22 protein-coding genes and 4 tRNA genes are annotated in these 26,406 nt (G+C 56.1%); 10 read left to right on the plus strand and 16 right to left on the minus strand.

The genetic code is table 11. The features are described from left to right. From V5E99_RS26655 to V5E99_RS26665, 3 genes are all read right to left on the minus strand, one after another. Positions 1-1,078, minus strand: a 1,078-nt coding sequence (locus V5E99_RS26655) for a hypothetical protein (protein WP_499805295.1), incomplete at its 3' end; no start/stop codon positions are given. Positions 1,079-1,084: 6 nt separating this feature from the next. Beyond that, the gene (locus V5E99_RS26660) at positions 1,085-2,041 is read right to left on the minus strand and encodes a PDDEXK family nuclease (RefSeq protein WP_499805296.1); all 957 of its coding nucleotides are present in this window, start codon (positions 2,039-2,041) and stop codon (positions 1,085-1,087) included. Positions 2,042-2,348: 307 nt separating this feature from the next. Continuing rightward, entirely contained in the window at positions 2,349-2,564 is a 216-nt protein-coding gene (locus V5E99_RS26665) for a DNA-binding protein (protein WP_499805297.1), read from the minus strand. A 640-nt stretch (positions 2,565-3,204) separates the two neighbouring features. On the opposite strand from V5E99_RS26665, the gene V5E99_RS26670 reads away from it, so the two are divergent. Then, positions 3,205-4,908 (plus strand): TnsD family Tn7-like transposition protein, encoded by a 1,704-nt coding sequence (locus V5E99_RS26670; protein WP_499805298.1) that lies wholly within the window; start codon positions 3,205-3,207, stop codon positions 4,906-4,908. A gap of 38 nt (positions 4,909-4,946) precedes the next feature. Here the strand turns inward: V5E99_RS26670 and V5E99_RS26675 are convergent, their stop codons facing one another. Next, a complete protein-coding gene (locus V5E99_RS26675; protein ID WP_499805299.1) occupies positions 4,947-5,945 on the minus strand; it encodes a TniQ family protein in 999 nt (332 codons plus the stop codon). A gap of 380 nt (positions 5,946-6,325) precedes the next feature. On the opposite strand from V5E99_RS26675, the gene V5E99_RS26680 reads away from it, so the two are divergent. The 5 genes from V5E99_RS26680 (at position 6,326) to V5E99_RS26700 (ending at position 9,771) form a co-directional block, all read left to right on the plus strand. Further along, complete coding sequence (locus V5E99_RS26680) at positions 6,326-6,952, plus strand: DUF1780 domain-containing protein (protein WP_008154887.1); 627 nt, start codon at positions 6,326-6,328, stop codon at positions 6,950-6,952. Then, complete coding sequence (locus V5E99_RS26685; protein WP_499805300.1) at positions 6,949-7,476, plus strand: MOSC domain-containing protein; 528 nt, start codon at positions 6,949-6,951, stop codon at positions 7,474-7,476. The genes V5E99_RS26680 and V5E99_RS26685 overlap by 4 nt, the downstream gene beginning before the upstream one ends. Before the next feature lie 56 nt (positions 7,477-7,532). Beyond that, complete coding sequence (locus tag V5E99_RS26690) at positions 7,533-7,706, plus strand: DUF3094 domain-containing protein (protein ID WP_007938396.1); 174 nt, start codon at positions 7,533-7,535, stop codon at positions 7,704-7,706. A 60-nt stretch (positions 7,707-7,766) separates the two neighbouring features. Further along, positions 7,767-9,065 carry an NAD(P)/FAD-dependent oxidoreductase gene (locus V5E99_RS26695; protein ID WP_499805301.1) on the plus strand — a complete coding sequence of 433 codons (1,299 nt, stop codon included), beginning with the start codon at positions 7,767-7,769 and terminating at the stop codon, positions 9,063-9,065. 313 nt (positions 9,066-9,378) lie between these two features. After that, a complete protein-coding gene (locus tag V5E99_RS26700; protein WP_499805302.1) occupies positions 9,379-9,771 on the plus strand; it encodes an HvfA family oxazolone/thioamide-modified RiPP metallophore in 393 nt (130 codons plus the stop codon). Positions 9,772-9,834: 63 nt separating this feature from the next. Here the strand turns inward: V5E99_RS26700 and V5E99_RS26705 are convergent, their stop codons facing one another. From V5E99_RS26705 to rluD, 8 genes are all read right to left on the minus strand, one after another. After that, entirely contained in the window at positions 9,835-11,460 is a 1,626-nt protein-coding gene (locus V5E99_RS26705; RefSeq protein ID WP_499805303.1) for a methyl-accepting chemotaxis protein, read from the minus strand. Between the two features lie 152 nt (positions 11,461-11,612). Continuing rightward, positions 11,613-11,689 (minus strand) — tRNA-Pro (locus V5E99_RS26710). Positions 11,690-11,785: 96 nt separating this feature from the next. Continuing rightward, positions 11,786-11,861: transfer RNA gene (locus V5E99_RS26715), tRNA-Lys, on the minus strand. A 5-nt stretch (positions 11,862-11,866) separates the two neighbouring features. Then, positions 11,867-11,943 (minus strand) — tRNA-Pro (locus tag V5E99_RS26720). Positions 11,944-11,952: 9 nt separating this feature from the next. After that, a tRNA-Asn gene (locus V5E99_RS26725) sits at positions 11,953-12,028 on the minus strand. Between the two features lie 297 nt (positions 12,029-12,325). Continuing rightward, on the minus strand, positions 12,326-14,890 hold the full coding sequence (gene clpB / locus V5E99_RS26730) for an ATP-dependent chaperone ClpB (RefSeq protein WP_499805304.1): 2,565 nt from the start codon (positions 14,888-14,890) through the stop codon (positions 12,326-12,328). 130 nt (positions 14,891-15,020) lie between these two features. Next, on the minus strand, positions 15,021-15,746 hold the full coding sequence (gene pgeF, locus V5E99_RS26735; protein WP_499805305.1) for a peptidoglycan editing factor PgeF: 726 nt from the start codon (positions 15,744-15,746) through the stop codon (positions 15,021-15,023). After that, on the minus strand, positions 15,743-16,705 hold the full coding sequence (gene rluD / locus V5E99_RS26740; RefSeq protein ID WP_201194608.1) for a 23S rRNA pseudouridine(1911/1915/1917) synthase RluD: 963 nt from the start codon (positions 16,703-16,705) through the stop codon (positions 15,743-15,745). The genes pgeF and rluD overlap by 4 nt, the downstream gene beginning before the upstream one ends. Before the next feature lie 151 nt (positions 16,706-16,856). Here rluD and V5E99_RS26745 point away from each other — a divergent pair, with 151 nt between their 5' ends. The 4 genes from V5E99_RS26745 (at position 16,857) to V5E99_RS26760 (ending at position 21,159) form a co-directional block, all read left to right on the plus strand. Beyond that, a complete protein-coding gene (locus tag V5E99_RS26745; protein ID WP_499805306.1) occupies positions 16,857-17,879 on the plus strand; it encodes an outer membrane protein assembly factor BamD in 1,023 nt (340 codons plus the stop codon). A 124-nt stretch (positions 17,880-18,003) separates the two neighbouring features. After that, on the plus strand, positions 18,004-18,237 hold the full coding sequence (locus tag V5E99_RS26750; RefSeq protein ID WP_499805307.1) for a PP0621 family protein: 234 nt from the start codon (positions 18,004-18,006) through the stop codon (positions 18,235-18,237). Then, on the plus strand, positions 18,206-19,816 hold the full coding sequence (locus tag V5E99_RS26755) for a sensor histidine kinase (RefSeq protein ID WP_499805308.1): 1,611 nt from the start codon (positions 18,206-18,208) through the stop codon (positions 19,814-19,816). Before V5E99_RS26750 ends, V5E99_RS26755 begins: the two co-directional genes overlap by 32 nt. Positions 19,817-19,818: 2 nt before the next feature. Next, complete coding sequence (locus V5E99_RS26760) at positions 19,819-21,159, plus strand: sigma-54-dependent transcriptional regulator (RefSeq protein ID WP_499805309.1); 1,341 nt, start codon at positions 19,819-19,821, stop codon at positions 21,157-21,159. Between the two features lie 86 nt (positions 21,160-21,245). Here V5E99_RS26760 and thiO read toward each other — a convergent pair whose 3' ends face one another. From thiO to V5E99_RS26780, 4 genes are read right to left on the minus strand one after another with little or no spacing between them, the layout of a single operon-like run. Then, positions 21,246-22,346, minus strand: coding sequence for a glycine oxidase ThiO (thiO, locus tag V5E99_RS26765; protein ID WP_499805310.1), 1,101 nt, complete (start codon positions 22,344-22,346; stop codon positions 21,246-21,248). A gap of 56 nt (positions 22,347-22,402) precedes the next feature. Continuing rightward, the gene (locus V5E99_RS26770) at positions 22,403-22,804 is read right to left on the minus strand and encodes a type IV pilin protein (protein ID WP_499805311.1); all 402 of its coding nucleotides are present in this window, start codon (positions 22,802-22,804) and stop codon (positions 22,403-22,405) included. 15 nt (positions 22,805-22,819) lie between these two features. Then, positions 22,820-25,927: a pilus assembly protein gene (locus V5E99_RS26775; protein ID WP_499805312.1), complete on the minus strand. Its 3,108-nt coding sequence runs from the start codon at positions 25,925-25,927 to the stop codon at positions 22,820-22,822. Continuing rightward, positions 25,914-26,396, minus strand: a complete 483-nt coding sequence (locus tag V5E99_RS26780) for a pilus assembly PilX family protein (protein WP_499805313.1) — start codon at positions 26,394-26,396, stop codon at positions 25,914-25,916. Before V5E99_RS26780 ends, V5E99_RS26775 begins: the two co-directional genes overlap by 14 nt. Positions 26,397-26,406: the final 10 nt, after the last annotated feature.

A 26,406-nucleotide genomic window follows, 5' to 3' on the forward strand; every position in this document is an offset into this window, starting at 1 on the left:
TTAGATACCCACTCATATCTTCCTTGTCGAAGGAGAACCCTATACCAACGAGATAACCAGACACACTGCAGACAGCTCTAACAACACAGAGAGGATCCATAACGTTTCCTTCTATAAGCCCAACAGGTCGCGTCTTGCTGTAGTAAGCGTCTAATTCAACCCGTTGCAAAAGGTTAGATAGCCTTTCTGAAAACTTACCTACACTCCCACTGATCTTTGTTCGTACTGCCTCTTCCCCAAAACTCAGGATTTGTCGAGACTTCTGTGAAAAGCTCTTTGTGACGTGATATCTAAACTGCGGAAGACTTGGAAAAGGCTTACCCTCCTTCTGAATATATTTAAACTCCCCCCTTGATACCACAATTGATTCACAGCCAAACACGTTACACACTACCGCCCCATATATTTTCTCCATACTAGTCAATGCTTTACTATACTGAGCATACCCCCTAGTAATCATATTCAACATTTCTTTTGTCACTCCGTATTCTTGCCCTCCTTCATGTAATGGCTTTCTACCGAGCTTTTTCACTTTGGAAACCTCCTGTCGGTCCCAACGACCTATGTTTGAGAATTTGGACATCAACGACCAGATATTTCTGCCAAATAATATATATGTATAAAACCAAAGCCTAATTCGCTTGGCATGCTGAGTGGGGCTTAATTCCCTTGCATATTTATTGAGCTTTGAATCCAACCCAGGATCACTTAAACCTCCTTCAAATAATTCTAACGCACCAGATATGTACATAAACCGCTTAACGACTCTATCTGCGTATGAAATAACTTTTGACTTTCGTTGCCGCTCAAGTTGGTAAAAATTTACTCCTTCGTAATCACGAAGCCATGGAGGAAGGCCCCATTGTTTTTCAGCACAAACTATACGCCCACTCAAAAGCCCATTTTCAAAATCCAAGGCGCTCATAGAGAGCAAAATTGATTTCGGGTCCTTTCCTAATGAAAAGAAAACCAAATTTACGCGCATTAATTCCTGATTATTTGATAAAAAATAGTACGTTTCACCCGCCAGAAGTCCGTTATACCCACGCTCACTTACCAATTGCATTCCAACGTTCATATTTTCTTACTCGGCAAACAGAGACTGATAAACACTCAAGACATCCCGCGCCTCCTCTCTCATAGGCTTATCAACAAGTACCGGATCAAATAGACTAACTCTCAGCTGGCGCGTCCAGACCGCATTGTAAAATACACGCAACAAATGTTCCCTATTGGCATACTTTAGATATTTATTAATTATAGAAAAAGGAGTATCACTCTCAACAACACCAAAATTCAGGTTTTCTATCAGATCCGAAACTAAACTTTTTTCAAGAGGTATCGACCTATGGTGCCATGAAAACAACAAATCCAAGTTAACTATTACCTGCACATCAATGTCGTCCGGCACGAACCTTACTGTTCGTATTCCTGCATCTCTGTAATAGCGCTCTTCTAATTCGTGTCTAAACTCAGCAGCATGCATATCCTTTTGCTTCTTCAAAGGACCTTTTACCTTTCCGTAGTCCTTTTCTGAAAAATCCCGACGATACTTTTTCACTGTCCAATTTACGCAATATGGATAATTGTCACCGCCCATACAAAAAAGCAAAAGATCGCCTATATATGGAAACGCCATCCTTTCGCCACCTTCACTTTTAGGCAAATAAAATCCATTATGCCTTTTCACATCGCCCATTCGTTCGCAAACTCTTAATGTCCCCTCCAAACTTTTAAGCACCATTCCAGCGCTTGCTTGATGACCATACAATGGGTGCTCCGAAGATGTCGCCCACAGCATTTTTTGCTCATGTAGATCAAAAACAGCAGGATTATAAAGAGCTAACAACGCTGCCTGTTTCTCGGGAGAGGATAAAAAATGTAGCGATCGACCTAACCGCTCACTTCTCATTATTGTTGCCCAGGAAATACGGGGGGCCTCGAACTTTGTGGCCTCTATGGCGGGAGTATAATCAGCCCCAAATATTCCTGTTTTTTGACGGGCGTATATTTTCAATAGATTAGTTAAGTTGGCTTTCATCTCGTTATGCCTCGAATACCCACGTTACACATCCCGTCCGCACTTTTTTTCGTGCACAGCAGCTTCTTTCCGCCTGACCACCCGTGGGTTCTCAGGCCGAACAATTTCATGGACGAATGGGTATATCGCCGGACTTGACGTCCGCCGCTCAGAGACACAGAATGGAGTTATCAGGACGCAATCTGATAGCTCCACGGAAGCCCGAGGTCCTACCCTCGGGCTTTCTGTTTTCTTGAATACCCTTCAGCTTATTTTGTCTTCATTTTTTGACCTCTTCAGATTTTCTGATTGCCGCCGAGCAAACGCGTCAGGGCTTGCTCTTGGGTGGGTTCCTCAACCCGAGTGCTACAGCAATTGCATGTGCCTTACCTCTCAGGCACCTTGAGCGTCCGCTTAACACCGCATACACGTCTACCCGTGAAAACCCGTGCGCATCGGCCCAAGCGCTTACAGTCATGCCACTCTCTGCAAACTCAGAACGTCTAAGCTCCAGCTTTTCACGAGGTATGTCCATGATAAGCATCCTTCAAATTTGTCTAATTTTTTTATAATTACTCATCCTTTCGTTAAAAATCAAGATAATACTTTTAGTTAAACTTTTAACTCTTGCCTCGTATACATAAGAAACTTTCGTTTAGAGATTCTTTTCACGTACCTATATTTAAGATCTACAACGCTGCCCGCCTTAGCGTTGCACTTTCTTCCAGCGAAAATCTCAATATTCGCGGCCTCAGACCATCTGTATTCCCGTCTATACTCTGTAGGAGCACAGTGTTCGCATATAGGTACAACGGGGGTGTAAGCCCGGACTACCAAGGGCACAAGGCACAATGCAGGGAGTAAGGTCATGTCCGAATCTGCGTTCACGGCCCTGGAGGAATGAAGCTTCCATCGACGTACTGATAGTTGTTTTCGAGCTCGGCTCGACGGCAGCGCATAGGCTCCGAAACTACCGACCTTAAATCTAACAGTATCCGAAATGCTGTCCCGGCCTTCGATTTCAGTTCGCAAAATCCGTAGTCGACGACGTGCTCAGCGCAGCCATCGCAATTCTTTTCGCCTCGCACTGCCATGGGATACCCAACACGTGGACTTCCAGCCCAAAGCCGTTGATCTGCCATCTGTCAGCAGGTGTTGCACGCGATTTAATTAGGAGCCTTGAGATGCCCCTGAAATGGTTGCCCGATGAAACGCTGTATAGCCTCTGCTGCCGCGAGCACTGCGTTAGCGGAAATACCTCCGACGCTGACACATGCATAAGCCTTTTCGATCACCCATACGTGGGAAGCCGGACTGACTTTCCCGCGCGCCTTGATGCGCTCATGAGGAATAGCAAAGGTGTTCTAGGCTCACCGCAGGAAATTATCAATAACCACTCAGTGCTTCCGTTCTTTCTGCACTGGCAATCAGAGCAATTCAAATCACAGATACTACATGCGGCATTAGTTTCAAGTACAAAAGCCGTAGTATCTACGAAATATAGATTAGGCTTAATGAGCAGTAGCTTTCCCTCAAGACTGCCTCTTAAAGCGTGCTCAGCTTGTATAAAGGTAGACCTAGAGAAATACTCAACCCCTTATTGGCATCTATCGCATCAATATCCGGGAGTCTGGTACTGCAAGGTGCACAAGCTACTATTACAAGAACACCCAATCGACCCTGAACTATTTCGAATAAAAATGTGGCAGTTACCATCCCTTAACACCCTGCCACCTCTAAACACGGAAGGACACACCTTAATAAACACCGAAGCACTCACCGGCATCTCAAGACTGAGTTCAATATGCGAAGCCTACGGTAGGCTCCCTCTAGAAATATCACTCAACCAAGAAACAGTGTTAAAAACACATTATGAAGCGCTGGAGTCCTTAACACTCAGAGCCAACTCAAAGCTGCTGCTAACAGAACTCTCGCATAGCTACTGCCTTGCAATACGCGACCTAATCAATATACCAGAGCTTTCCGTGCTGCCCTTGACAGCACAAGAAGCAAAATCACAACTAGCAACATTATTCAAAAAAAGAGCCTCAAACACACACCCACTTCGTCATCTTTGTTTTGTCTTTTTTTTATATGGTTCATGGGAAACCTTTTGGAAAGCCTACAACAGAAACATTATAAACAATCATCCCACTTTTGCGCTCCGCGCTTCAGCAGGAGCAGTTTTCACCTCTAAGCCCACATCGGACCTAAGTGAAAAAATATTAGTATTAAAAAACACCGTAAAATGCAGTAGCAAAGAAGCAGCAAAAATATTAGGGGTTAACATTGAAACACTCATCATCCATGCAGAGCGTTGCGGAGTACCGTACCCCAAAAGACCGAAGAAACTTACGCCTCTGATACGTGCCTCCATCCTAAATGAATTAGGCAAATGCATCGATCTACAAAAAATCTCAGATCTATATCAAGTATCCATAAAGACCTTAAAAACTTTGCTAAGAGCTAACCCTGAAATTTATCTGACACATAGGAGAGAAAAACATAAAGCCCTTATTGAGTCATATCGTCAGCGTTGGACCCTTAACATTCGGCTGCACAAAAACGAAACCATCAGGGGGCTCCGAAAGCTCGACAGCCAGACTTACACATGGCTCTATAGGCATGATCAAAAATGGCTTAAAAATATCAACAAAACGAGAACAAAACACACAACCAATAACAGGGTTTCACTCTGGAAAACCAGGGACGACGCGCTATTGGCCCTGCTGCTTCCTGCTATACAATCGCTGCAAGAGAACAAATCTCTATCCCTATCGAATGTATTCAATCGAGTACCCAGACTTAAAAAATACATTAGAAATCTGGCAAAGCTACCAAAAACCCACGAGGCTTTAACTGCTAATAACATCATTAGCAAACCTTGAATACTGTAACCATCTTCTGCCTATTTATACCTCTCATCTCACAAACCCAGTTCCTCATAGAGCCTTTGACGCCCGCCAACTCTCAACCCGTGATTCGACTCATGAGCACTTAAGCGTTCATATTCAAATTGAATGGCCGCCAAGAATGTTTCGAAGGTATCAAATAAACAGAATCCAGTTAAAAGCTTTCTGGATAGCGGAGCTGCTGCTACATTATTTTTAGGGAAAATTATTCTTGCTGAAGGATTTCGCCATCCACCAAGAACCTTACTCAAAAAGCTGCCATCAAAATTCGAATACATATAATCATTTATATCATCCAATCCACACCCACGCCCTGAAACTCGCTCTCCTATAGCTTTGTTAAAAGCTCTAACTAGAACCTCATTAGGTATAGGCGCCAGATTAGCAAACATGAATTCTCTTGAAAAAACTGAGAATAACTGGCCAGTGATATCTCGCTCTTCGACTAAAGTTGAGCCACGCCATCCACAATCGCATCCGGCGATATGCACACTTAATACCTCAGCTCTTTTCAAAAAACCACTAGAGCAGTCGGGGCACGCACTAAAAACTCTTATACCGTGCCTCCAACATGAATACACACCGGGGATTTGGTGAGAACGATGCAAATAAGCCACTCCATATTTATTACGATCCTCCTCCAAACATTCAGGACAAACCCAAACTTTATTTTCCTCACCTGAGATAGACTTCGACGAGTACAACTCTTCACCGCCCACTAAACCGTCCAAAAATCTGACATTACGAGCAACAAAGGCTGCATATAATGGGAGCATGCTATTTTTGTATATCAAGCCTTGAGCAACTTCTATACTTTTATCACCAAATCGACTCAACACACCCCTAACATCATCAACACTTAATGACGACAGGTTAAATGCTTTCTTCCCAAACAAGTCCAAAATTGTTTCAGTGACTGAATACCCACCCGAAACAACGTGATAACGAGAGAGAAGAGACGCTAAGCTTTCATCAGGAAACGAAGACAATAGAAATTTAACGGCATCAACCACAGCATTGCCTCACATCAAAACCAAGGCACAAAAAAATACAATAACAAATACTCAAAGTCTATCTAACGTCGAGTTAACTCCAATTACCATCGCCATTTTTACATCAACCTCCACGCGGCCATCTGAAGATGGCGTGGTCGAAGACTCTCAACCTCCATACACATCCAGCCTCCCCCCCCGCAGAAAGGGGATGGTGTGAAAATGATCTCATCCAGGCGAACGAGCGCCCGCCACCAATAATCTGCTGCCAAGGAAGGAAGCATTCAGCCAGCTCCTACCTTACCCACGTCTCGCAGTACGACTCGAAATCGCGCCAGACTTTTTTATTTTGCGACCGACTTTATTATTAAGGATCACATTTGAACGCTAAGCTTGGGCCTATGGATGACTCAGATTATTTACGCCTGCTGACCATCGCGGCCGAGCAAGCCAACGCGTTCCTGTCCAATGCCCGCAAATGGGAGCGTGAGCGTTGGGTCTGCCAACGCCTGCTGCAAGGCTTGAACATTCCCTATCGCGCCGACGAATTCGCCCCCGCTGGCGAGCCACCGGACGTGCTGTTTCGTGACGCAAGTTTCGAGGTGTTCTTCGTGCTCGACGAAGGCCGGCGCCTCAACGACGAATGGCGCGACGAATTGCAGCGGCGGCGCAGCGCGTTTTCCCTGAGTTCGCTGGTGCGCCGCGAGGCCAAGCCCCGGCGCATCCCGGCCAATGAATTCCTGCTGAGACTGGCACCGACCTTGCGCAAAAAAGCCCACAACTACAAAGAACGCGGCATGGATCTGGGGGAGCTGGACATCATCGCCTTCGCCAGCCTCAAGCGCGAAGTGCTCGACCTCAACAGCCATTTCCCGCCGCCCACCGAATACCTGCGCCAGGGCTGGCGTTCGCTGTCGCTGGTCGGCCCGACGTTCGCCCGCGTGCTGTTCGCCCACCCGGATGCGCCGGATTTCCTGCGCAGTAACCTGGGACGCAGCATTGTTTTCGACGTCGGGATCAGCCTGTGAGCCCATTGCAGGAATTGATTGCCGAGGTCCCGCAAGTCGGTCGTGTGCGCTGGATCGGAGTGCGCCCGGAACCACACGTACCGATGATCGAACTGGAAGCCGTGGAAGCGCGGCTCGAGGCCGGTTTGACGGGTGATCGCGCCCGCCCCGGCGTGCGCAATGCCCGGCAGGTGACGTTGATTCAGTGGGAACACCTGGCGGTGATCAGTTCGCTGATGGGCCGCCCGGACGATCAACCGGTGCTGCCGAATGATCTGCGGCGCAACCTCGTCGTCAGCGGGATCAACCTGTTCAGCCTCAAGGGCCGTCGCTTCAAAATCGGCCAGGCGATTTTCGAAACCACGGGCTGGTGCCAACCCTGCGCCCGCCTGCAAAACAACCTCGGCCCCGGGACGTTTCAGGCCGTTCGCGGCCATGGCGGAATCACCGCCCGGGTGTTACAAAGTGGAATCATTCGCCTGGACGATACGGTGAGCGTCGAGCCTGTTCCCGACAGCGGCTATGCTCCGTTCAACGTTCGTTAACTCTGCCTGTAGCTTCTACACATTCAGCAACGTCTACTCCCCTGACGAGGCCCAATATGACCAGCCGCCTGAACCCCGACGACCAGAAGCATGTCGAAGAGTACCTGCACTTGTCCCAGCACCAAGTCGAGCGCCGGCCTTTCCGGCCGTGGATGCTCCTGGTGGTGGTGCTGGCAGTGACCATTGGTTTGGGCCTGTTGAGCCGACTGATCAGTTACCTGACGCTATGAGCCGCTTCGCGCTCGCGGGGGTGACCGCACCGATTTCTTTTAGCCTTGCGAGATATCCCCATGACTCATCGTATTGTCATCGTTGGCGGCGGCGCCGGCGGTCTGGAGTTGGCTACCCGTCTGGGTAAGACTCTGGGCAAGCGTGGCACCGCCAGTGTGATGCTGGTCGACGCGAACCTGACCCACATCTGGAAACCGCTGTTGCACGAAGTGGCGGCCGGCTCGCTGAACTCTTCCGAAGACGAACTCAACTATGTTGCCCAGGCGAAATGGAACCACTTCGAGTTCCAGCTGGGGCGCATGAGCGGGCTCGATCGTACGCAGAAAAAAATCCAGTTGGCGGCGACTTACGACGAAGCCGGTATAGAACTGGTGCCCGCCCGTGAAGTGGGTTACGACTCGCTGGTGATCGCGGTCGGCAGTACCACCAACGATTTCGGCACCCAAGGCGCGGCGCAGCATTGCCTGTTCCTCGACACCCGTAAACAGGCCGAGCGCTTCCATCAGCAACTGCTCAACCACTACCTGCGCGCCCATGCCGGGCAAACCGATGTCGTGGAGCAAATCAGCGTCGCTATCGTTGGCGCCGGTGCAACCGGTGTCGAACTGGCCGCCGAACTGCACAACGCCGCCCATGAACTGGCGGCCTACGGTCTGGACCGGATCAAACCGGAAAACATGCACATCACCCTGATCGAAGCCGGGCCACGGGTGCTGCCAGCCCTGCCGGAACGCATCGGCGGGCCTGTGCATAAAACCCTGGAAAAACTCGGGGTCAACGTGATGACCAATGCGGCTGTGAGCGAAGTCACCGCCGACAGCCTGATCACCGCCGATGGCAAAGTGATCAACGCCAGCCTGAAAGTCTGGGCCGCCGGGATTCGTGCACCGGGTTTCCTCAAGGACATCGATGGCCTGGAAACCAATCGCATCAATCAACTGCAAGTGCTGCCGACCCTGCAAACCACTCGCGACGAAAACATTTTCGCCTTCGGCGACTGCGCCGCTTGCCCGCAACCGGGCACTGACCGCAACGTTCCGCCACGGGCCCAAGCAGCGCATCAACAGGCTTCGTTGCTGGCCAAATCCCTGAAGCTGCGGATCGAAGGCAAACCTCTGCCTTCGTACAAGTACACGGATTACGGCTCGCTGATTTCGCTGTCGCGTTTTTCGGCTGTGGGTAACTTGATGGGCAACCTCACTGGCAGCGTGATGCTGGAAGGTTGGCTGGCGCGGATGTTTTACGTGTCGCTGTACCGCATGCACCAGATGGCGCTGTATGGCGCGTTTCGCACGGCGATGCTGATGCTGGGCAGCAAGATTGGGCGTGGGACTGAGCCAAGACTCAAACTCCACTAAGATTCTCGTCGGCTGTCAGGGCCTCTTCGCGGGCAAGCCTCGCTCCTACAAGGTCATCATTAACCTGTAGGAGCGAGGCTTGCCCGCGAATGGGGCGCCTGGGTCTAACCTGCCAACACTTGCGTATCCCACTGTATCCCGCGCCACCGTTTCGCCCCTTCGCTTACAAACTCCCCCTCGCGCGACACAGTAGCGATACACCCGCCCCGCTAAATGGCCCCACCCAAGCAAGGCACTGCCTGCTTCGGTTAACGCCGCGCTGTGCGGCAACCTTTATCGAGCGGTTGTGTCGTGCAACCGAAGGAGAGTTGAAATGTCCCGTACCACTAAAAACACTATCGGTCTGCTCGGCGCTGTTTTGGCTGGCGGCATGATGTTGACCGGTTCCGTATTTGCTTCCCAGCCACTGACCCAAGGCTACCTGCTGGCATCGGCCGAGCCAGTGGTGAAGACCCCGGAAGGCAAGTGTGGCGAAGGTAAATGCGGTGATGCGTCGATGGCCAAGACTGACACTGATGGCGATGGCAAGGTGTCCCGCGCGGAGTTCCAGGCTGTGGCGCCCAAGGCTGACTTCGACAAGATCGACACCAACCATGACGGCTTCATCGACGAACAAGAGGCATTCGATAACGTGAAAGCCAACTACGAAGCCAATGGCAAAAAAATGCCAAAAGGTTTGTTCGAACACCTCAGAGACAATAGCTGAGTCAGCCAACACCCAAGCCCCGCCTCTCCCTGGAGACGCGGGGCTTTTTTTCGTCTGGCCGTCTTACACCCGAAAGCGCTGCACCATGCCTTGCAGGGCATTGGCCAGTTTCGACAGTTCATGGCTGGAGGCGCTGGTCTGATCGGCACCTGCGGCGGAGCGTACGGACAGGTCGCGAATGTTCACCAAATTACGATCCACTTCCCGCGCCACTTGCGCCTGTTCCTCAGCCGCGCTGGCGATCACCAGGTTGCGCTCGTGAATCTCGTGCACCGACGCGGTGATGGTCTGCAAGGCCTCGCCTGCGCGCTCGGCCAGGACCAGGGTGCTGGCGGCACGGGAGGCGCTGGCCTGCATGGAATCCAGCGCCAGGCTCGAACCGCTGCGCATGCCCTGGACCATTTGTTCGATCTCCTGGGTCGATTGCTGGGTGCGATGGGCCAGCGCCCGCACTTCATCGGCCACCACCGCAAAACCACGACCACTCTCGCCAGCGCGTGCTGCTTCAATCGCCGCGTTGAGCGCCAACAGGTTGGTTTGCTCGGCAATGGCCCGAATCACCTCCAGCACTTTACCGATGTCCTGGGACTGATTGGCCAGCGACTGCACCAACTCACCGGTGTGCTGCACGTCGCTGGCGAGGGCGTTGATGGCATTCGCGGTTTCGCTGACCCGTTCCTGGCCCAAGTGCGCCGACTCGCTGGACTGACGCGTGGCGTCGGATGTCGACACCGCGTTGCGTGCGACTTCTTCGACGGCGGTGGTCATTTCGTTGACCGCCGTCGCGGCTTGCTCGATTTCGTTGTTCTGCTGTTGCAGCCCCTGGGTGCTGTCGAGCGTGACGGCGTTCAGCTCATCGGCGGCGGTGGCCAGTTGCGTGGCGGAACCGCTGATGCCTTGCAGGGTTTCGCGCAGGTTTTGCTGCATGCTCGCCAGGGCTTTGAGCAAACGGCTGACTTCATCGTTGCCATGGGTCTGAATCGGGTTGGTGAGATCGCCCCGCGCCACGTTTTCTGCAGCGTTCAAGGCTTCTTTCAAGGGGTGCACGATGCTGCGGGTCAGCAGCATCGCCAGGCCGACGGTGGCCAGCGCCGCCAACGCGATGAACAGGCTGACGATCATCCGCGATGTTTCGTAGTGCGCGGCAGACTTCTGACTTTCAGCGGCGACCTGTTTGGCGAACAGATCCGCGAGGTCATTCAGTTGTTTGCCGGAACCGTCGACCACGGTCTTCATGTCCACCAGCAACAGTTTGGTCAATTCGTCGCGACGGCCCTGTTCGGCCAAGGTGAACGACTGGGCAATCCCCGAACGGTAAGCGGCGAAGGTGCTTTTGAACTGGTCATACAACAGTTTGCCGTCTGCGGTGGTGACCAACTTGTCATACGCGGCAATCTTGTCGCTCAGCTCTTTATCCCGGGTGTCCATCTGGCTGCGGTACTGCGCAATGTTCTTCGGGTCCTGATCCAGGGCCATGCGCAGGGAAATGGTGCGGATGCGCAGCATGAGCTCACGAATTTCGTCGCCACCGCGAATGCTCGGCAGCCATTGGCTCTCAACCGCCACTTCGCTGTCGCGAATGCTCGACATCTGCCCCAGCGCAAACACCCCGAGCAGTGCCACCAGTACCGCGATCACAGCGAAACCCAGCGCAGCACGGGGGGCAATATTGAGCTGACGAAGAAACATAACGAACGCCTTTTCTTTTTATGGGCGGAAGGAAAGCGCTGTTTGCGCTCCGATGGCTCGTTATCGGCAAGTTGTACGATGACTTGAAGAGGGATTCACTTTCTCGCGAACAAAAAAAATCCCCGTATCTTTCGATACGAGGATTTTTAATATGGTCGGGGTAAGGGGATTCGAACTCCTGACATCCTGCTCCCAAAGCAGGCGCGCTACCGGACTGCGCTATACCCCGGTAAAAAAAAGGCGACCTTTACAAGTCGCCTTCTTCGATCAGTGCTTTTGGCCTCTGATCTTAAGATCTGATTCCAGCGTTAACTGGTTTCAAAAATGGTGGGTCGTGTGGGATTCGAACCTACGACCAATTGGTTAAAAGCCAACTGCTCTACCAACTGAGCTAACGACCCAAAAATGGTCGGGGTAAGGGGATTCGAACTCCTGACATCCTGCTCCCAAAGCAGGCGCGCTACCGGACTGCGCTATACCCCGGTTTGAAATTGGCTCCGTGACCAGGACTCGAACCTGGGACCCAATGATTAACAGTCATTTGCTCTACCGACTGAGCTATCACGGAACTACATATTTCAATTTACAACGGTGAAACCTTTGCTTCTCTTCGACCCGTTCGCATCGCTGCGTTCGTGTGTCTGAGGCGCGCTATTCTACAATCTTAAGCACCTCTGTCAACCCCCTAAATTGCATTCAAGTTAATGATTTGCAACTTATTTCAGATTTCCGCTTGGGGAGCAGAAACCCTTCCGGGTGACTTACTGCGGGGCGCACTTTACAAGCCTTTTCCTTAGAGTTCAACAGCCTGGCGAAAAAAAGGCCTCGCAATGCGAGGCCTTCTTTATTTCAGTGGCGTTACGGCTCAGGAGAAAACGATTTCGTCGTTTTCCACACTGCCAACCGCTGTCTCGCCCGGCAGGAAACGACCGGACAGAATCAGTTGCGCCAACGGGTTCTCGATCCAGCGCTGAATCGCCCGTTTGAGCGGCCGTGCGCCATAGACCGGGTCGTAACCGACGGCGATCAACTTATCCATCGCCTCAGGGCTGAGCTCCAGTTTCAGCTCACGCTCGGTCAGGCGACTGCGCAGACGGCCCAACTGGATCTCGGTGATGCCCGCGATCTGATCCCGCGCCAGCGGCTCGAAGATCACCACTTCGTCGACACGGTTGATGAACTCCGGCCGGAAGTGCGTGGAAATCGCATCCATCACTGCCGCCCGTTGCGCTTCACGATCCCCAACCAGTTCCTGGATCTGTACCGAACCCAGGTTGGAGGTCATGACGATCACAGTGTTCTTGAAATCCACCGTGCGGCCATGGCTGTCCGTCAATCGGCCATCTTCCAGCACTTGCAGCAAAATGTTGAAGACGTCCGGGTGGGCCTTCTCGACCTCGTCCAGCAGGATCACCGAATAAGGCTTGCGACGTACCGCCTCGGTCAGGTAACCGCCCTCTTCATAGCCCACATAGCCTGGTGGCGCGCCGATCAGTCGAGCCACGGAATGTTTCTCCATGAATTCGGACATATCGATGCGGATCATCGCCTCTTCAGTATCGAAGAGGAATTCGGCCAGCGCCTTGCACAGCTCGGTTTTACCGACACCGGTCGGGCCGAGGAACATGAACGAACCACTCGGACGATTCGGGTCGGACAACCCGGCACGGGAACGCCGCACCGCGTTGGAGACCGCGATCACCGCTTCGTTCTGACCTATCACACGTTGGTGCAACAGGCTTTCCATCTTCATCAGCTTGTCGCGCTCGCCTTCGAGCATCTTCGACACGGGGATGCCGGTCCATTTCGACACGACTTCAGCAATCTCTTCTTCCGTCACCTTGCTGCGCAGCAACTGGTTTTCGCTTTTGCCGTGCTGGTCGACCATTTGCAGGCTGCGCTCCAGGTCCGGGATGATCCCGTATTGCAGCTCGGCCATGCGGTTCAGGTCGCCTTTACGACGGGCCGCTTCCAGTTCCTGACGGGACTGTTCGATTTTCTGCTGGATCTGCGCAGAACCCTGGACTTCGGCTTTCTCCGCGTTCCAGATTTCTTCGAGGTCCGAATACTCGCGCTCCAGACGCACGATTTCTTCCTGGAGTTTTTCCAGGCGTTTAATCGCCGCTTCGTCGCTTTCTTTCTTCAGCGCCTGGGACTCCACCTTCAACTGAATCAGGCGACGCTCCAGACGATCAAGCACTTCCGGCTTGGAGTCGATCTCCATGCGGATGCGGCTGGCGGCTTCGTCGATCAGGTCGATGGCCTTGTCCGGCAACTGACGGTCGGTGATGTAGCGATGGCTGAGCTTGGCCGCCGCGATGATCGCACCGTCGGTGATCGCCACTTTGTGGTGGACCTCATAACGCTCTTTGAGGCCCCGCAGGATCGCGATGGTGTCCTCTTCGCTCGGCTCTTCCACCAAGACTTTCTGGAAACGCCGTTCGAGGGCTGCGTCCTTCTCTATATATTGGCGATACTCGTTGAGCGTGGTCGCGCCAACGCAGTGCAGCTCGCCGCGAGCCAGTGCCGGTTTGAGCATGTTGCCCGCATCCATCGAGCCTTCGCCTTTACCGGCGCCGACCATGGTGTGCAGCTCGTCGATGAACAGAATGATCTGCCCTTCCTGCTTCGACAGCTCGTTCAACAAAGATTTGAGGCGTTCTTCGAACTCGCCACGGTACTTGGCGCCGGCAATCAAAGCGCCCATGTCCAGGGACAACAGGCGTTTGCCTTTTAGGCCATCCGGCACTTCGCCGTTAATGATGCGCTGGGCCAGGCCTTCGGCGATGGCGGTTTTACCCACGCCAGGCTCGCCGATCAGCACCGGGTTGTTCTTGGTTCGGCGTTGCAGGACTTGAATGGTCCGGCGAATTTCGTCGTCACGGCCAATCACCGGATCAAGCTTGCCTTCTTCGGCGCGCTTGGTCAGGTCGACCGTGTATTTATCCAGGGCCTGACGCGACTCTTCGTGATTGGCATCGTTGACTGCTTCGCCGCCACGCAGGTTGTTGATCGCATTTTCCAGGGCTTTCTTGCTCACGCCTTGGCCGAGCAGCAGCTTGCCGAGCTTGCTGTTGTCGTCCATGGCGGCGAGCAGCACCAGTTCGCTGGAGATGAACTGGTCACCCTTCTGCTGGGCCAGGCGATCGGCCTGGTTGAGCAGGCGCGCCAAATCCTGCGACATGTTGACGTCGCCGGTCGGGTTCTGGATTTTCGGGAGCTGATCGAGTTCTTTGGTCAGCTCTTTGCGCAGGCTGTTGACGTCAAAGCCGACTTGCATCAACAGGGGCTTGATCGAACCACCCTGTTGTTCAAGCATGGCTTGCATCAAGTGCGCGGGCTCAATGCCCGGATGATCGTGGCCGACAGCCAGGGATTGGGCGTCGGACAAGGCTAACTGCAACTTGCTGGTTAAACGGTCTATACGCATGGGTCACCTTCCTTTTGAGCAGGCCGGACCTAAAAACCATCCTGAATGAAGAAACCTGCCAGATGCTTCACTAGATGTGGTCGATTCTGGGAGTTTCAAGCGTCGTACAGTTGATGTAGATCAGCGAAGTCTAGCGCTCGAGCCAGACAAGGGAGGCAAACCGACCAGTACGTGGACTGCGGCGGTAAGAAAAGAAGCGTGGATCGGTCACGGTGCAGAAACCGCCACCATACACAGCGGTGACACCGCGAACCGCCAGACGCAAGCGCGCCAATTCATAGATGTCAGCCATAAACTTGCCGGCATTCTGGCTCGGAACAAATGCTTTAGCAGCCTCAGGCAGTTGCTGAATGAAGACGTCCCGTACTTCCGGGCCGACTTCAAACGCTTGCGGGCCAATGGCCGGGCCGAGCCAGACCAGCACGTCTTCCGGCGCCAGGGCCAGACGGTCGAGGGTCGCTTCCAGCACGCCACCCGCCAACCCGCGCCAACCGGCATGGGCGGCGGCAACGCGAGTGCCGGCACGGTCGCAGAACAACGCGGGCAGGCAGTCCGCCGTCATCGCCGTGCAGGCGATCCCGGGCGTTGCGGTCCAACTGGCGTCGGCGGCATCCACCCGGCTCGGGTCCGCATGGGCCACGACAATGCCGTGAACCTGCTGCAGCCAGGCCGGTTGAATAGAGAAATGATCGGTGAGGCGACGGCGATTTTCGGCCACAGCGTCGGGGCTGTCGTCGACGTGATCGCCAAGGTTGAGGCTGTCGAACGGCGCCAGACTGACGCCGCCCGCACGGGTGGTTACACAGGCTTTCACCCCGGCAGGCGCAGGCCAGTCGGGAATCAGCCAGTCACTCATCCGATGAACGCCTCACGGTCTTGCTTGAGCAATGTCAGCAACCAGACGAAATCGTCGGGCAGTGGCGATTCCCAGCTCATGCGTATACCGGTCGTCGGATGATCCAGTTCCAGGAACCGCGCATGCAGTGCCTGACGTGGAAAAGCCTTCAACGATTCGACCATGGTCACACTGGCTGCCGGCGGGATGCGGAAGCGACCGCCGTAGGCAGGGTCTCCGACCAACGGGAAGTTGATGTGGGACATGTGCACACGAATCTGGTGCGTACGACCGGTTTCGAGCTTCACCCGCACGTGAGTGTGGGAGCGGAAACGCTCGAGCACGCGGTAGTGGCTGACGGCTTGCTTGCCACCTTCCATCACCGCCATGCGCTGGCGTTGCTGGCCGTGACGACCGATCGGCGCGTTGATCTTGCCACCGGCAGTCACCACGCCGATCACGATGCACTCGTAGATCCGGCTGACGCTGCGGCTCTGCAACTGTGTTACCAGTTGCGTCTGCGCTTGAATGGTCTTGGCCACCACCATCAGGCCGGTGGTGTCCTTGTCCAGGCGATGCACGATACCGGCGCGGGGCACATTGATAATGTCCGGCACGTGATGCAGCAAGGCGTTGAGCAAGGTGCCATCAGCATGACCGGCAGCCGGATGCACCACCAGACCCGCAGGTTTGTTGATCACCAGGATGTCGTCATCTTCATAGACGATGTCCAGCTCGATGTCCTGAGCGATCCATTCGCCTTGAGCTTCCTGCTCGGCAGTCAGCTCAAGAATGGCGCCACCATGAACGATGTCTCGCGGGCGGATAACCGCCCCATCCACAGTCAGGCGGCCGTCTTTGATCCAGGCGGAAAGGCGCGAGCGCGAGTGCTCAGCGAATAATTGTGCGGCGACTTGATCGAGGCGTTGGCCGCCCAATTCGGACGGCACCTCTGCGCGAAGTTCAATTTTATCGGACATGCTCAGACTAGGCGTCGGCACAGCCTTTGGTTTCGGCTGCGCGCTTGTGGTTAAATACGGCGTCTTTTGCCCCGAGGCTATTCAACGGGGCGCTCATCATAACAGGACGGCCCCGCCCAAGACAGCGGCCGTCATAGGGACGCAAGCCGCCATGCAAGTGAAACACCTGCTGCTGATCGCCATCCTCGCATTGACCGCTGCTTGCTCATCGAAGGAAGTCGTAGACGAAAACCTGAGCGAAGTCGAGCTGTACCAGCAGGCTCAGCACGATCTGGACAACAATAGCTACACCGCCGCCACAGCCAAGCTGAAGGCGCTGGAGTCGCGTTATCCGTTCGGCCGCTATGCTGATCAGGCTCAACTCGAGCTCATCTACGCCAACTACAAGAACTCCGAGCCAGAAGCTGCCAAGTCTGCCGCCGAGCGCTTCATTCGTTTGCACCCACAGCATCCGAACGTGGACTACGCGTATTACCTCAAGGGTCTGACCTCCTTTGACCAGGACGTGGGCCTGCTGGCGCGCTTCCTGCCGCTGGACATGACCAAGCGTGATCCGGGTGCTGCCCGCGACTCGTACAACGAGTTCGCCCAGCTGACCAGCCGCTACCCGAACAGCCGCTACTCGCCGGATGCCAAGCAGCGCATGATTTACCTGCGCAACCTGCTGGCGTCCTACGAGATTCACGTTGCCGACTACTACCTGACCCGTCAGGCCTATGTCGCCGCCGCGAACCGTGGTCGTTATGTGGTGGAAAACTTCCAGGAAACCCCTTCGGTCGGTGACGGCCTGGCGGTGATGGTCGAGGCCTACCAGCGTCTGCACCTGGACGAACTGGCCAACACCAGCCTCGAAACCCTGAAGCTCAACTACCCGAACCACCCAAGCCTGGTGGACGGTCAGTTCAAGCCTTCGGTCGACGAAGCGGACAACCGCTCGTGGCTGAGCAAGGCTACCCTGGGCCTGATCGAATCCCGTCCGCCGCTGCCGCCGGGCGAAACCCGCGCCAACCAGGACGTGCAGAAGCAGTTCCAGGACGCGAAAGATTCGATTCCTAGCGAACTCAAGCCTAAAGACAGCAATGGCGACGTGATCAAGGAAGAGCAACACGAAGCTGAAGGCAACAACAGCGACCGCTCGTGGTTCAGCTACATGACCTTCGGCGTGTTCGACTGACACCGCCGTTGTGCAAAAAGGGAGACTCTTGAGTCTCCCTTTTTTATGGCGGCGATTTATTACGCTGTGCGCCTGTCATGTCCTTGGCTAAACTGCCGGATCATCACTCAAAAAGCCGCCCATCATGCTTCGTTTATTGTTCTGGATCGCCCTGATTGCCGCCGCGGTATGGTTCTGGCGCAAGTTCAAGAGCCCGGCGTCTGCCGCCCGACCTTCTGCCGAACTGGAAGCCGCACCCATGGTGCGCTGCGCCCACTGCGGCGTACACCTGCCCCGCGACCGCGCGCTGAGTCTTCAACAACAGTGGTATTGCAGCCAGGCTCACCTTGAGCAAGGCCCGGGCTCCAGTGCTCGCTGAGGCGTCCAGCCCCGGCAGTAAACAGGCCCAGCGACTGCTGCGCCTCTATCACCTCTACCGTTTAAGTATCGGCATCACCTTGGTGCTGCTGATTTCCAGCAACATGGACAACCAGTTGCTGACGCTGGCCAATAACGACCTGTTGCGCAGTGGCAGTTGGTTGTACCTGGTGCTGAACATTTTGCTCGTGGTGTTCCTGGAGAACATCCGGCGCCCGGCACAGCTGTTCAGCCTGACCCTGGTCGATGTCTTGCTGCTGTGCGGCCTGTTTTACGCCGCCGGAGGCGTGGCCAGCGCCATCGGTAACTTGCTGATTGTGTCAGTGGCAATCAGCAATACGCTGCTGCGTGGGCGCACAGGCCTGCTGATTGCGGCGGTCGCGGCCCTTGGCATCGTCGGCTTGAGTTTCCTGCTGAGTTTCAACCGCCCCACCAACCCCAGTGACTACCTGCAAGCCGGCACCCTCGGCGCCCTGTGCTTTGCTGCGGCGTTGCTGGTGCAAGGTCTGATCCGTCGCCTGGAAGTCAGCGAACACCTCGCCGAACAACGGGCCAGCGAAGTGGTCGGCCTCGAAGCGCTCAATGCGCTGATTCTGCAACGTATGCGCACCGGTATTCTGGTGCTCGATGAGCAGCGCCGTGTGCAACTGGCCAACCACAGCGCCCTGTCCCTGCTGGGCCAGGAGCGTCTCGACGGCGAGCTGATCGATGACTACTCGCCGCTTCTGGTCGAACGCCTGCAACTGTGGCGCAACAATCCGACCTTGCGCCCACAGAGCCTGAGAATCGCCAGCTCCGGCCTTGAGCTGCAACCGAACTTCATTGCCCTGGGCCAAAGCCCGCATCCGCAGACCCTGGTGTTTCTCGAAGACCTCGCTCAAGTTGCCCAGCAAGCCCAGCAACTGAAACTCGCCGCCCTCGGTCGCCTGACGGCCGGTATCGCTCATGAGATCCGCAACCCGCTTGGCGCCATCAGTCACGCGGCGCAGTTGCTGCAAGAGTCCGAGGAACTGAACGGCGCGGACCGGCGTCTGACGCAGATTATCCAAGACCACTCTCAGCGAATGAATCGGGTTATCGAAAACGTCCTGCAACTGTCCCGCCGCCAGCAAACCACGCCACAACGGCTTGATCTGAAGCCGTGGCTGACACAGTTCGTCGCACAAACCCGTGAAGCCGCCACCGAGCGTCAACAGATCCACCTGCACATCGACTCGGGAGACTTCAGCACCCTGATGGACCCCAATCAACTGACCCAGATTCTCGACAATTTGTTGCGCAATGCCTGGCGGCACAGCGCATTGGTCCACGAACAGGCGCAGGTCTGGCTCGAGTTATTTGTCGACGCTGACAGCCAGTTGCCGGTCCTGGAGGTGCTGGATAACGGTCGCGGCGTTGCCCCGGACCAGCAGGTGCACTTGTTCGAACCCTTCTTCACCACCAGTAGCCAGGGCACAGGCCTGGGGCTTTATCTGTCCCGTGAGCTGTGCGAAAGCAACCAGGCCCGCCTAGACTTCAAACCACGCCAAGGCGGCGGCTGCTTTCGCATCACCTTTGCACACGGACGGAAACAAAGTTGAACATGAGCCCACGGCAAAAAATCCTGATCGTCGACGACGAACCGGATATCCGCGAACTCCTGGAAATCACCCTGGGACGGATGAAACTCGACACCTTCAGTGCCCGCAACCTCGGCGAAGCCCTGGCCCTGCTGGCCCGGGAGACATTCGACCTGTGTCTGACCGACATGCGCCTGCCCGATGGCACCGGCCTGGACCTGGTGCAACACATCCAGCAACGTTATCCACAAACGCCGGTGGCGATGATTACCGCCTACGGCAGCCTCGAAACCGCCATCAACGCCCTCAAGGCTGGCGCTTTCGACTTCCTGACCAAACCGGTGGACCTCACCCGACTGCGAGAACTGGTCACCAGCGCCCTGCGCCTGCCGGCTCCGGGTGGCGCCAACACCGCCATCGATCGACGGTTGCTCGGCGATTCATTGCCCATGCGCAACCTGCGTAAACAAATCGACAAACTGGCGCGCAGCCAGGCCCCGGTGTACATCAGCGGAGAATCCGGCAGCGGCAAGGAACTGGTCGCCCGCCTGATCCACGAACAAGGTCCACGGGCCAGCGGCCCCTTCGTCCCGGTCAACTGCGGGGCGATACCGTCGGAATTGATGGAGAGCGAATTCTTCGGCCATCGCAAAGGCAGCTTCAGCGGCGCCATCGAAGACAAGCCGGGGCTGTTCCAGGCGGCCCATGGCGGCACGCTGTTCCTCGATGAAGTGGCGGATCTGCCGCTGGCGATGCAGGTCAAACTGTTGCGGGCCATTCAGGAAAAAGCCGTGCGCAGCGTTGGCGGGCAACAGGAAACCGTGGTCGACGTGCGCATCCTTTGCGCCACTCATAAAGACCTGGATGCTGAAGTCAGCGCCGAACGTTTTCGCCAGGATTTGTACTACCGGCTCAACGTGATCGAGTTGCGGGTCCCACCCTTGCGCGAACGCCGGGACGATATCGAGCTCCTGGCCAGCCATGTCCTCAAGCGCCTGGCCGCCGGCACCGGCCAACCGGCCGCCAAACTGCACCCGCAAGCCCTGGATGCGCTAAAAGGCTACCGGTTTCCGGGCAATGTGCGGGAATTGGAAAACATGCTCGAACGCGCGCACACCTTGTGCGAGAACAAACAGATCGAAGCCAGCGACTTGCGCCTGGCCGAAGGTAACTGCGCCGCCGAGGCCGGCGTGCCGGACCTGACCCGGATCGACAATCTGGAAGACTATCTGGAAAACGTCGAACGCAAACTCATCCTCCAGGCCCTGGAAGAAACCCGCTGGAACCGCACGGCGGCGGCTCAGCGGTTGAATCTGTCGTTTCGGTCGATGCGCTACCGGCTCAAAAAATTGGGGCTGGATTAAAACCTGAAAGATCGCAGCCTTCGGCAACCCCACAGGGGCAATGTTCTCCTGTAGGAGCTGCCGAAGGCTGCGATCTTTCGATCTTCTTAAATCCGCCCGAGCGGCGCATATGGCGCCGGATCAATAATCGGCTCGCGCCCCAACATCACATCCGCAAACAACTGACACGACGCCGGCGCCAGCACCAACCCATTGCGGTAATGCCCACAGTTGAGCCACAGCCCGGCAAACCCCGGCACTTGGCCAATGTAGGGAATGCCTTCTGGCGAACCCGGCCGCAGCCCGGCCCAATGCCCAACCACTTCGGCATCCGCCAGCGCCGGGATCAACTCCACCGCCGAAGCTTTCAGGCTTTCCAGCGCCGATTCGGTCGGGGTCTTGTCGAAGCCTTCGTGCTCCAGCGTGCTGCCAATCAGGATATGCCCATCGCGCCGCGGGATCGCATAACGCCCCTTGGCCAGCACCATGCTCGGCAAAAAGTCCGCCGCGCATTTGTAGAGAATCATCTGGCCTTTGACCGGTTCGACCGGCAACGCCAGGCCGAGGCTTTTCAGCAAATCACCGCTCCAGGCGCCCGCCGTCAGCACCACTTGATCGCCATGAATCGCGCCGCTGGATGTCTGCACCCCGACCACCGTGTCGCCTTCACGGATAAACCCGCTGACTTCACATTGCTCATGGATTGTCACGTTTGGCAGCGCCAGCAGCGCGGCTTTCAGGGACTTCACCAATCGCGGGTTGCGTACGTTGGCCACGTCGGCCATGTAGATCGCCCGGGAAAAACCGCCGCCCAGGACCGGCACCGCATCATGTGCCGCCGAGATATCCACAGCCCGCAGCGGGCGGTTTTCCCGTTCGGCCCAGGCCAGCGCTTCGGCCTCGTCATCCAGATCCAGCCAGTACAGCCCGGTGGTGTGCACTTCGGGGTCAACACCGGTGGCGGCAAATAACCGCTCACCGAGCTGTGGATAAAAATCCTGGGACCAATGAGCCAATGCCGTGACCGCCGGGCTGTAACGCCACGGATAGAGCGGCGAAACGATACCGCCCCCGGCCCAGGACGATTCCTGGCCGACATTCGAGCGATCCAGCAGCACAACACTTTGCACTTCGGACGCGAGATTGAACGCCGTCAGCAGGCCAATCACCCCGCCGCCGACAATCACCACTTGCTGTTGCCTGGTCATGTTCTGATCCAACCGTTCAAAAGACAGCGGGCGCAAAAGGCGCCCGAAAAAGAAACTCAGCGGCCCCAGCAATCCTTGGTGGCCAGCCCGGCCGTGGCGTTGACCATGCTTCTGACGCCGGTGTTGGTGATCGTGAAATCACCACATTTGTCGGTGGCCATGGCCGTACCGGCCTTGCGCACGGCCGTCAGTAGAAAGGTCTGGTCGGTAATGGTCGGGGTGATGGTGTAAAAATCGTTGCCCGTGCTCAGGCCGGTGGCGTTGGTGTAGACATTATTTCTGGAATAGAACCGTTCAAGAATTTGCGCCTGCTCGGAAAGCAACCCGGCCACTTCGGTGCGACGGCCCTTTTTCACGTATTCGGTGAGGCTCGGATAGCCAATGGTGATGACGATACCGATGATCGCAATCACGATCATGATTTCGATCAGGGTAAAACCTCGGTTGGATCTGCGCATTGCCTCAACTCTCACTTACTGTATTTGTCGCCACATGATGCGACGGCTGCCGCCACCGCCAGGTTTTTCCGCCAGAGAGGTGATTCCACCACTGGAGTCGTTCACGATCTTGCGGCCCGCATTGTTGACGATCGCGTTCAGCGTCGGAATACCACCGGAGAAAATCACTCCGCTGGTAATCGAATCCGTGCTGTCGACCACCCCGTCGCCATTGGTGTCGAGCACCGCATAGCTGAGCATCTTACCGCTGAATGCATCCAGTTCGACCAGTTTGCCGGTGCCGAAACTGGCGCACGGGTCAGTGGTATCGACGCTGGCCGTGGTGAACACGATTCGCCCGGCCGCCAGGCTGGCCTGATTGATCACCCGTTCACCGGTCAACACGTTGTTGTACACCAGCGGCAGGTACCAGCCCTTCTCTGCCGGGTATGTCGTCTCATTCTGGCTCGTGGTGATGAACTGTCCGCCAGCGCTGCCAGTGATCACCCCGGTCACCGACTGGGCTTGCAAGCTCGCCACGGTCAGTTGGCCAGATCCACCATCGGCATCCCACACGGAGTAGAACGCCTGAAGATCCTTGTTGGTTTTGTCGGCCGTTTCATTGAACTTGCCGGTGCCAAAAAATATTTGCTTGCCGCCCAGAGAGTTGTCCGCCAGCAGCGGTTGCGCGGTAATCGGCTGCGTCGCGCCCCCCGGAGTCGTGAACAACGGCTTGCCGGAAAAGGCCACGACCCAGGTGTCTGTCGAAGTGCCGCTCAGGTCAAACTTCCACAGCCGCCCTTTCAAGTCGCCGCCATAGGCGGCCTGCACCACATTCTGCGAGTTGACCTTGAGCTTCACCGACGACAGTCCATTGGTGGTCTCGGTGCTGTCGATGACGATTTTCTTGATCAGCGAGCCGTCGCGAACATCCACCACGTACAGCGCCGCCACCCCCGAGTTACTCCCGTAACCGTTGGAGATGAACGCCGCCCAGCGCCCATCGGCCAAGCGTGCCACTTCGGGGCGCGCGTAGGCATAACCCAGATCATTGAAAACGTTCGCGGTGTTTGCCGTGGTCGGTGCGCTGATTTCCCATAACGCCTTGTATACGTTGCCCGCCGAGGCATCGAACAACTGCACCGCGTAGAACGCCTTGCCACCCGCGCCGGTCCCGCCCAGGGCCAGGGTCTTCCAGGCGCTGTTGAGTTGCATGTCGTACACCCCGACCTGACCATCGACCAGAAACTTGTGGCTGACACCATTGATGTAGGTGGGATCGGCGATGTATCGCAGCGAAGGCAGCACGCTGGATGGCATGTAGGCATAACGTCGAGCGCCATTGGACGCGTTGATGACGCTGAGGAACCCGTCATTGGCGTTGACTACCAGGCTGGCGCTCATATTCGCCGCTTTGGTCGCCAGGTAGGCGGTATAGGTGGTGTCGCCCACCAGGTCCGAAGCGGTTTGATCCGAGGGTGAAGCCAGCGCCAGCGGTGAGTTGATGATGTCGCCGAGCAGCACCGTACGGACTTTCAGCCCGGCCTTGTTGGTGCCCTTGCTCCATTCCACCAGGTCATTGCCGACAATGCCGGTTGGCAAGCTCAGGCCGAGTGTCGTTTGCTGGGCCGGGGAAAAGTTGCTGTAGGCCAGGGTAATGGCGGCGTTGCTCAGGGTGTTCCAGGACTGGTAGGTCGGCGCCGTGGCACTGGGCACAATGGCCGTGTCGGTGGTCCACAACACCGACGCGGTGTTAACCGAGCCGCTGGCGGTAAAGCCGTAGGCCTTGATCGTCCCGCGCCAGTCCTTGGGGTCGTAGGTGGTCTGGAAATAGCTCGAACCGCTGGACAGCGTGCTACTGCTAGTGACCCCACTACCACCCGAGCCCGCCTTGGAAGTGATGTTACTCAGGGCCGAGGACAGTGCCGTGTTGAGGCCGGCCGCATCGTTCGCCTGGTAATACAGGCCCTGGCCGTAAGCCGCGGCATCCGACAGCATCGGGTTGGCCGAGGTGAATCCCACGGTGTAGGTATTCATGTTCTGCTTGGGAAAGTCCGCCAAGTCCCAGGCCTTGCCCGCCAGATCGGTGCCGGTCGAACGCATGTCGATGTCAAAGGCGAATTTGACGATGTCGTCCAGATACAACGTGTCACCCTCGCCGTCACCGTTGAGGTTATTGCCGTCGTTGTTGATCCCGTCCCAGTTCGGCAAACGGCTGCCGCCCAGCGGATCGTTGCTCGGGAACGTCCGGTCATACGTCGGCAAGCCGTCGGTGATTACCACGCCATAGTTCTTCTGGCAGCGGTACTGGATCGGGCTGGTGTAGGTCGACGGTGTGGAGTTGTAGTACGGCGCCATACCGCGAAAGTAACGGGTGATTTCGTAATAGGTTTCGGCCAAGGGTGTGTTGGCGATGGCACTGAGCCCGTTGATCGCATTAATCAGGGCGTTGTAGTTGGTGTCGGCCTGGGCCTGGGTAACGCTACCGCTAACGACCGACAGATCGCTGATGGAGCGCGCGATGAAACCGCCGTTTGCGCCGTTGTTACTGGTCGGTGGATTGAAAGTCGCCAGGCCGATACGCAGGCCGCGGTTACTGGCCACCAGTGCCGTGGAGACGTTACGTGCCACGTTGACTCGGTAATCGTTGGGAATCGCGCCGGTGGTGAAGTCCCGGTTACTGCCGTTCGCCAGGCTCACCACATAGGACAGATAGTCGTCGGTATAGCGGGTGTTGCCGCTGCCGACCGGGTCGGGAAGCTTGAGGCACAACGGCGTCAGGCTGTTGTTGTAGAACGCGTAGGCGCCCCCGGAGCAACCGGAGGTCGGCAGGCTGGAGAGGAAAATCGAGTCGCCGACGATATCGGACGAACTCACACACAATCCGATAAAGGCGTTGCATTGCCTGGCCGGTGTCCGGCTGACAGAGGGATCGAATCCTGCCGCGTAGATGATGGTGTTCATGCTCCCCGAGTCATCGATCAGCAACATGACGTTCGGCGGCACGGCGGCGGCGCTCAACAACGGCGAATCCGACGGTGTGAAGGCGTAGGCCGGCGCGGCCAGGTACAGGCTCAGCAGCGCGCCGAAAACCATCTGCGCCCATCGGCGACGCCAGCCACCGCGAGCATCAATACTTGGCATAGATGCTCTCCACCACGCTGCGAACGTTGTTGCCCACGATGCCCACCGCCGTGACCCGGTACAGCGTCGCCGAGGTATTGCTTGGCACGTTGACGGCGGTCAGCGTGGTACCGATGTTCTGCACGCCATAAAAACCGCCACCGGCGGCGATCCAGGTAACCCCCGACGTCGAGTTAAGCCCGGTGCCGGTCACCGTTGACGATTCTGCCGGCGGCGCACATTGGGCCGTGCTACCGCAAACCGCCAGCGTATAGGTCGCCAGTTGCACTGCGCTTTCGCCCATGCGCAACGTCGCCTCGGCCAGTTGAAAGGATTGATTGCGCAGGGTCACGCTGCCGGCCATTTTTTCCTGGAGGGTCGCGTTCTGCATCGATGAAATACCAATCAGGGTCAGCAACAACAGAAACACCAGGCTGACCAACAAGGCCATGCCCTGTTGATTGTTTTGTCTGCCGGTCGGGGTTCTCATCCGCCACTCC

The sequence above is a fragment of the Janthinobacterium sp. LPB2021202312-11-4 genome (assembly GCF_037049705.1).
GTDB lineage: Bacteria > Pseudomonadota > Gammaproteobacteria > Pseudomonadales > Pseudomonadaceae > Aquipseudomonas.

What these genes read in the sequence shown, in the direction of transcription:
- V5E99_RS26700 (WP_499805302.1), top strand. Translation starts at nt 9,379, where the DNA reads ATGTCCCGTACCACTAAAAACACTATCGGTCTGCTCGGCGCTGTTTTG.
- V5E99_RS26745 (WP_499805306.1), top strand. Translation starts at nt 16,857, where the DNA reads ATGCAAGTGAAACACCTGCTGCTGATCGCCATCCTCGCATTGACCGCT.
- V5E99_RS26770 (WP_499805311.1), bottom strand. Translation starts at nt 22,804, where the DNA reads ATGCGCAGATCCAACCGAGGTTTTACCCTGATCGAAATCATGATCGTG.
- thiO (WP_499805310.1), bottom strand. Translation starts at nt 22,346, where the DNA reads ATGACCAGGCAACAGCAAGTGGTGATTGTCGGCGGCGGGGTGATTGGC.
- V5E99_RS26670 (WP_499805298.1), top strand. Translation starts at nt 3,205, where the DNA reads ATGCCCCTGAAATGGTTGCCCGATGAAACGCTGTATAGCCTCTGCTGC.
- rluD (WP_201194608.1), bottom strand. Translation starts at nt 16,705, where the DNA reads ATGTCCGATAAAATTGAACTTCGCGCAGAGGTGCCGTCCGAATTGGGC.
- clpB (WP_499805304.1), bottom strand. Translation starts at nt 14,890, where the DNA reads ATGCGTATAGACCGTTTAACCAGCAAGTTGCAGTTAGCCTTGTCCGAC.
- pgeF (WP_499805305.1), bottom strand. Translation starts at nt 15,746, where the DNA reads ATGAGTGACTGGCTGATTCCCGACTGGCCTGCGCCTGCCGGGGTGAAA.
- V5E99_RS26760 (WP_499805309.1), top strand. Translation starts at nt 19,819, where the DNA reads ATGAGCCCACGGCAAAAAATCCTGATCGTCGACGACGAACCGGATATC.
- V5E99_RS26660 (WP_499805296.1), bottom strand. Translation starts at nt 2,041, where the DNA reads ATGAAAGCCAACTTAACTAATCTATTGAAAATATACGCCCGTCAAAAA.
- V5E99_RS26775 (WP_499805312.1), bottom strand. Translation starts at nt 25,927, where the DNA reads ATGCCAAGTATTGATGCTCGCGGTGGCTGGCGTCGCCGATGGGCGCAG.
- V5E99_RS26750 (WP_499805307.1), top strand. Translation starts at nt 18,004, where the DNA reads ATGCTTCGTTTATTGTTCTGGATCGCCCTGATTGCCGCCGCGGTATGG.
- V5E99_RS26680 (WP_008154887.1), top strand. Translation starts at nt 6,326, where the DNA reads ATGGATGACTCAGATTATTTACGCCTGCTGACCATCGCGGCCGAGCAA.
- V5E99_RS26665 (WP_499805297.1), bottom strand. Translation starts at nt 2,564, where the DNA reads ATGCTTATCATGGACATACCTCGTGAAAAGCTGGAGCTTAGACGTTCT.
- V5E99_RS26690 (WP_007938396.1), top strand. Translation starts at nt 7,533, where the DNA reads ATGACCAGCCGCCTGAACCCCGACGACCAGAAGCATGTCGAAGAGTAC.
- V5E99_RS26705 (WP_499805303.1), bottom strand. Translation starts at nt 11,460, where the DNA reads ATGTTTCTTCGTCAGCTCAATATTGCCCCCCGTGCTGCGCTGGGTTTC.
- V5E99_RS26695 (WP_499805301.1), top strand. Translation starts at nt 7,767, where the DNA reads ATGACTCATCGTATTGTCATCGTTGGCGGCGGCGCCGGCGGTCTGGAG.
- V5E99_RS26780 (WP_499805313.1), bottom strand. Translation starts at nt 26,396, where the DNA reads ATGAGAACCCCGACCGGCAGACAAAACAATCAACAGGGCATGGCCTTG.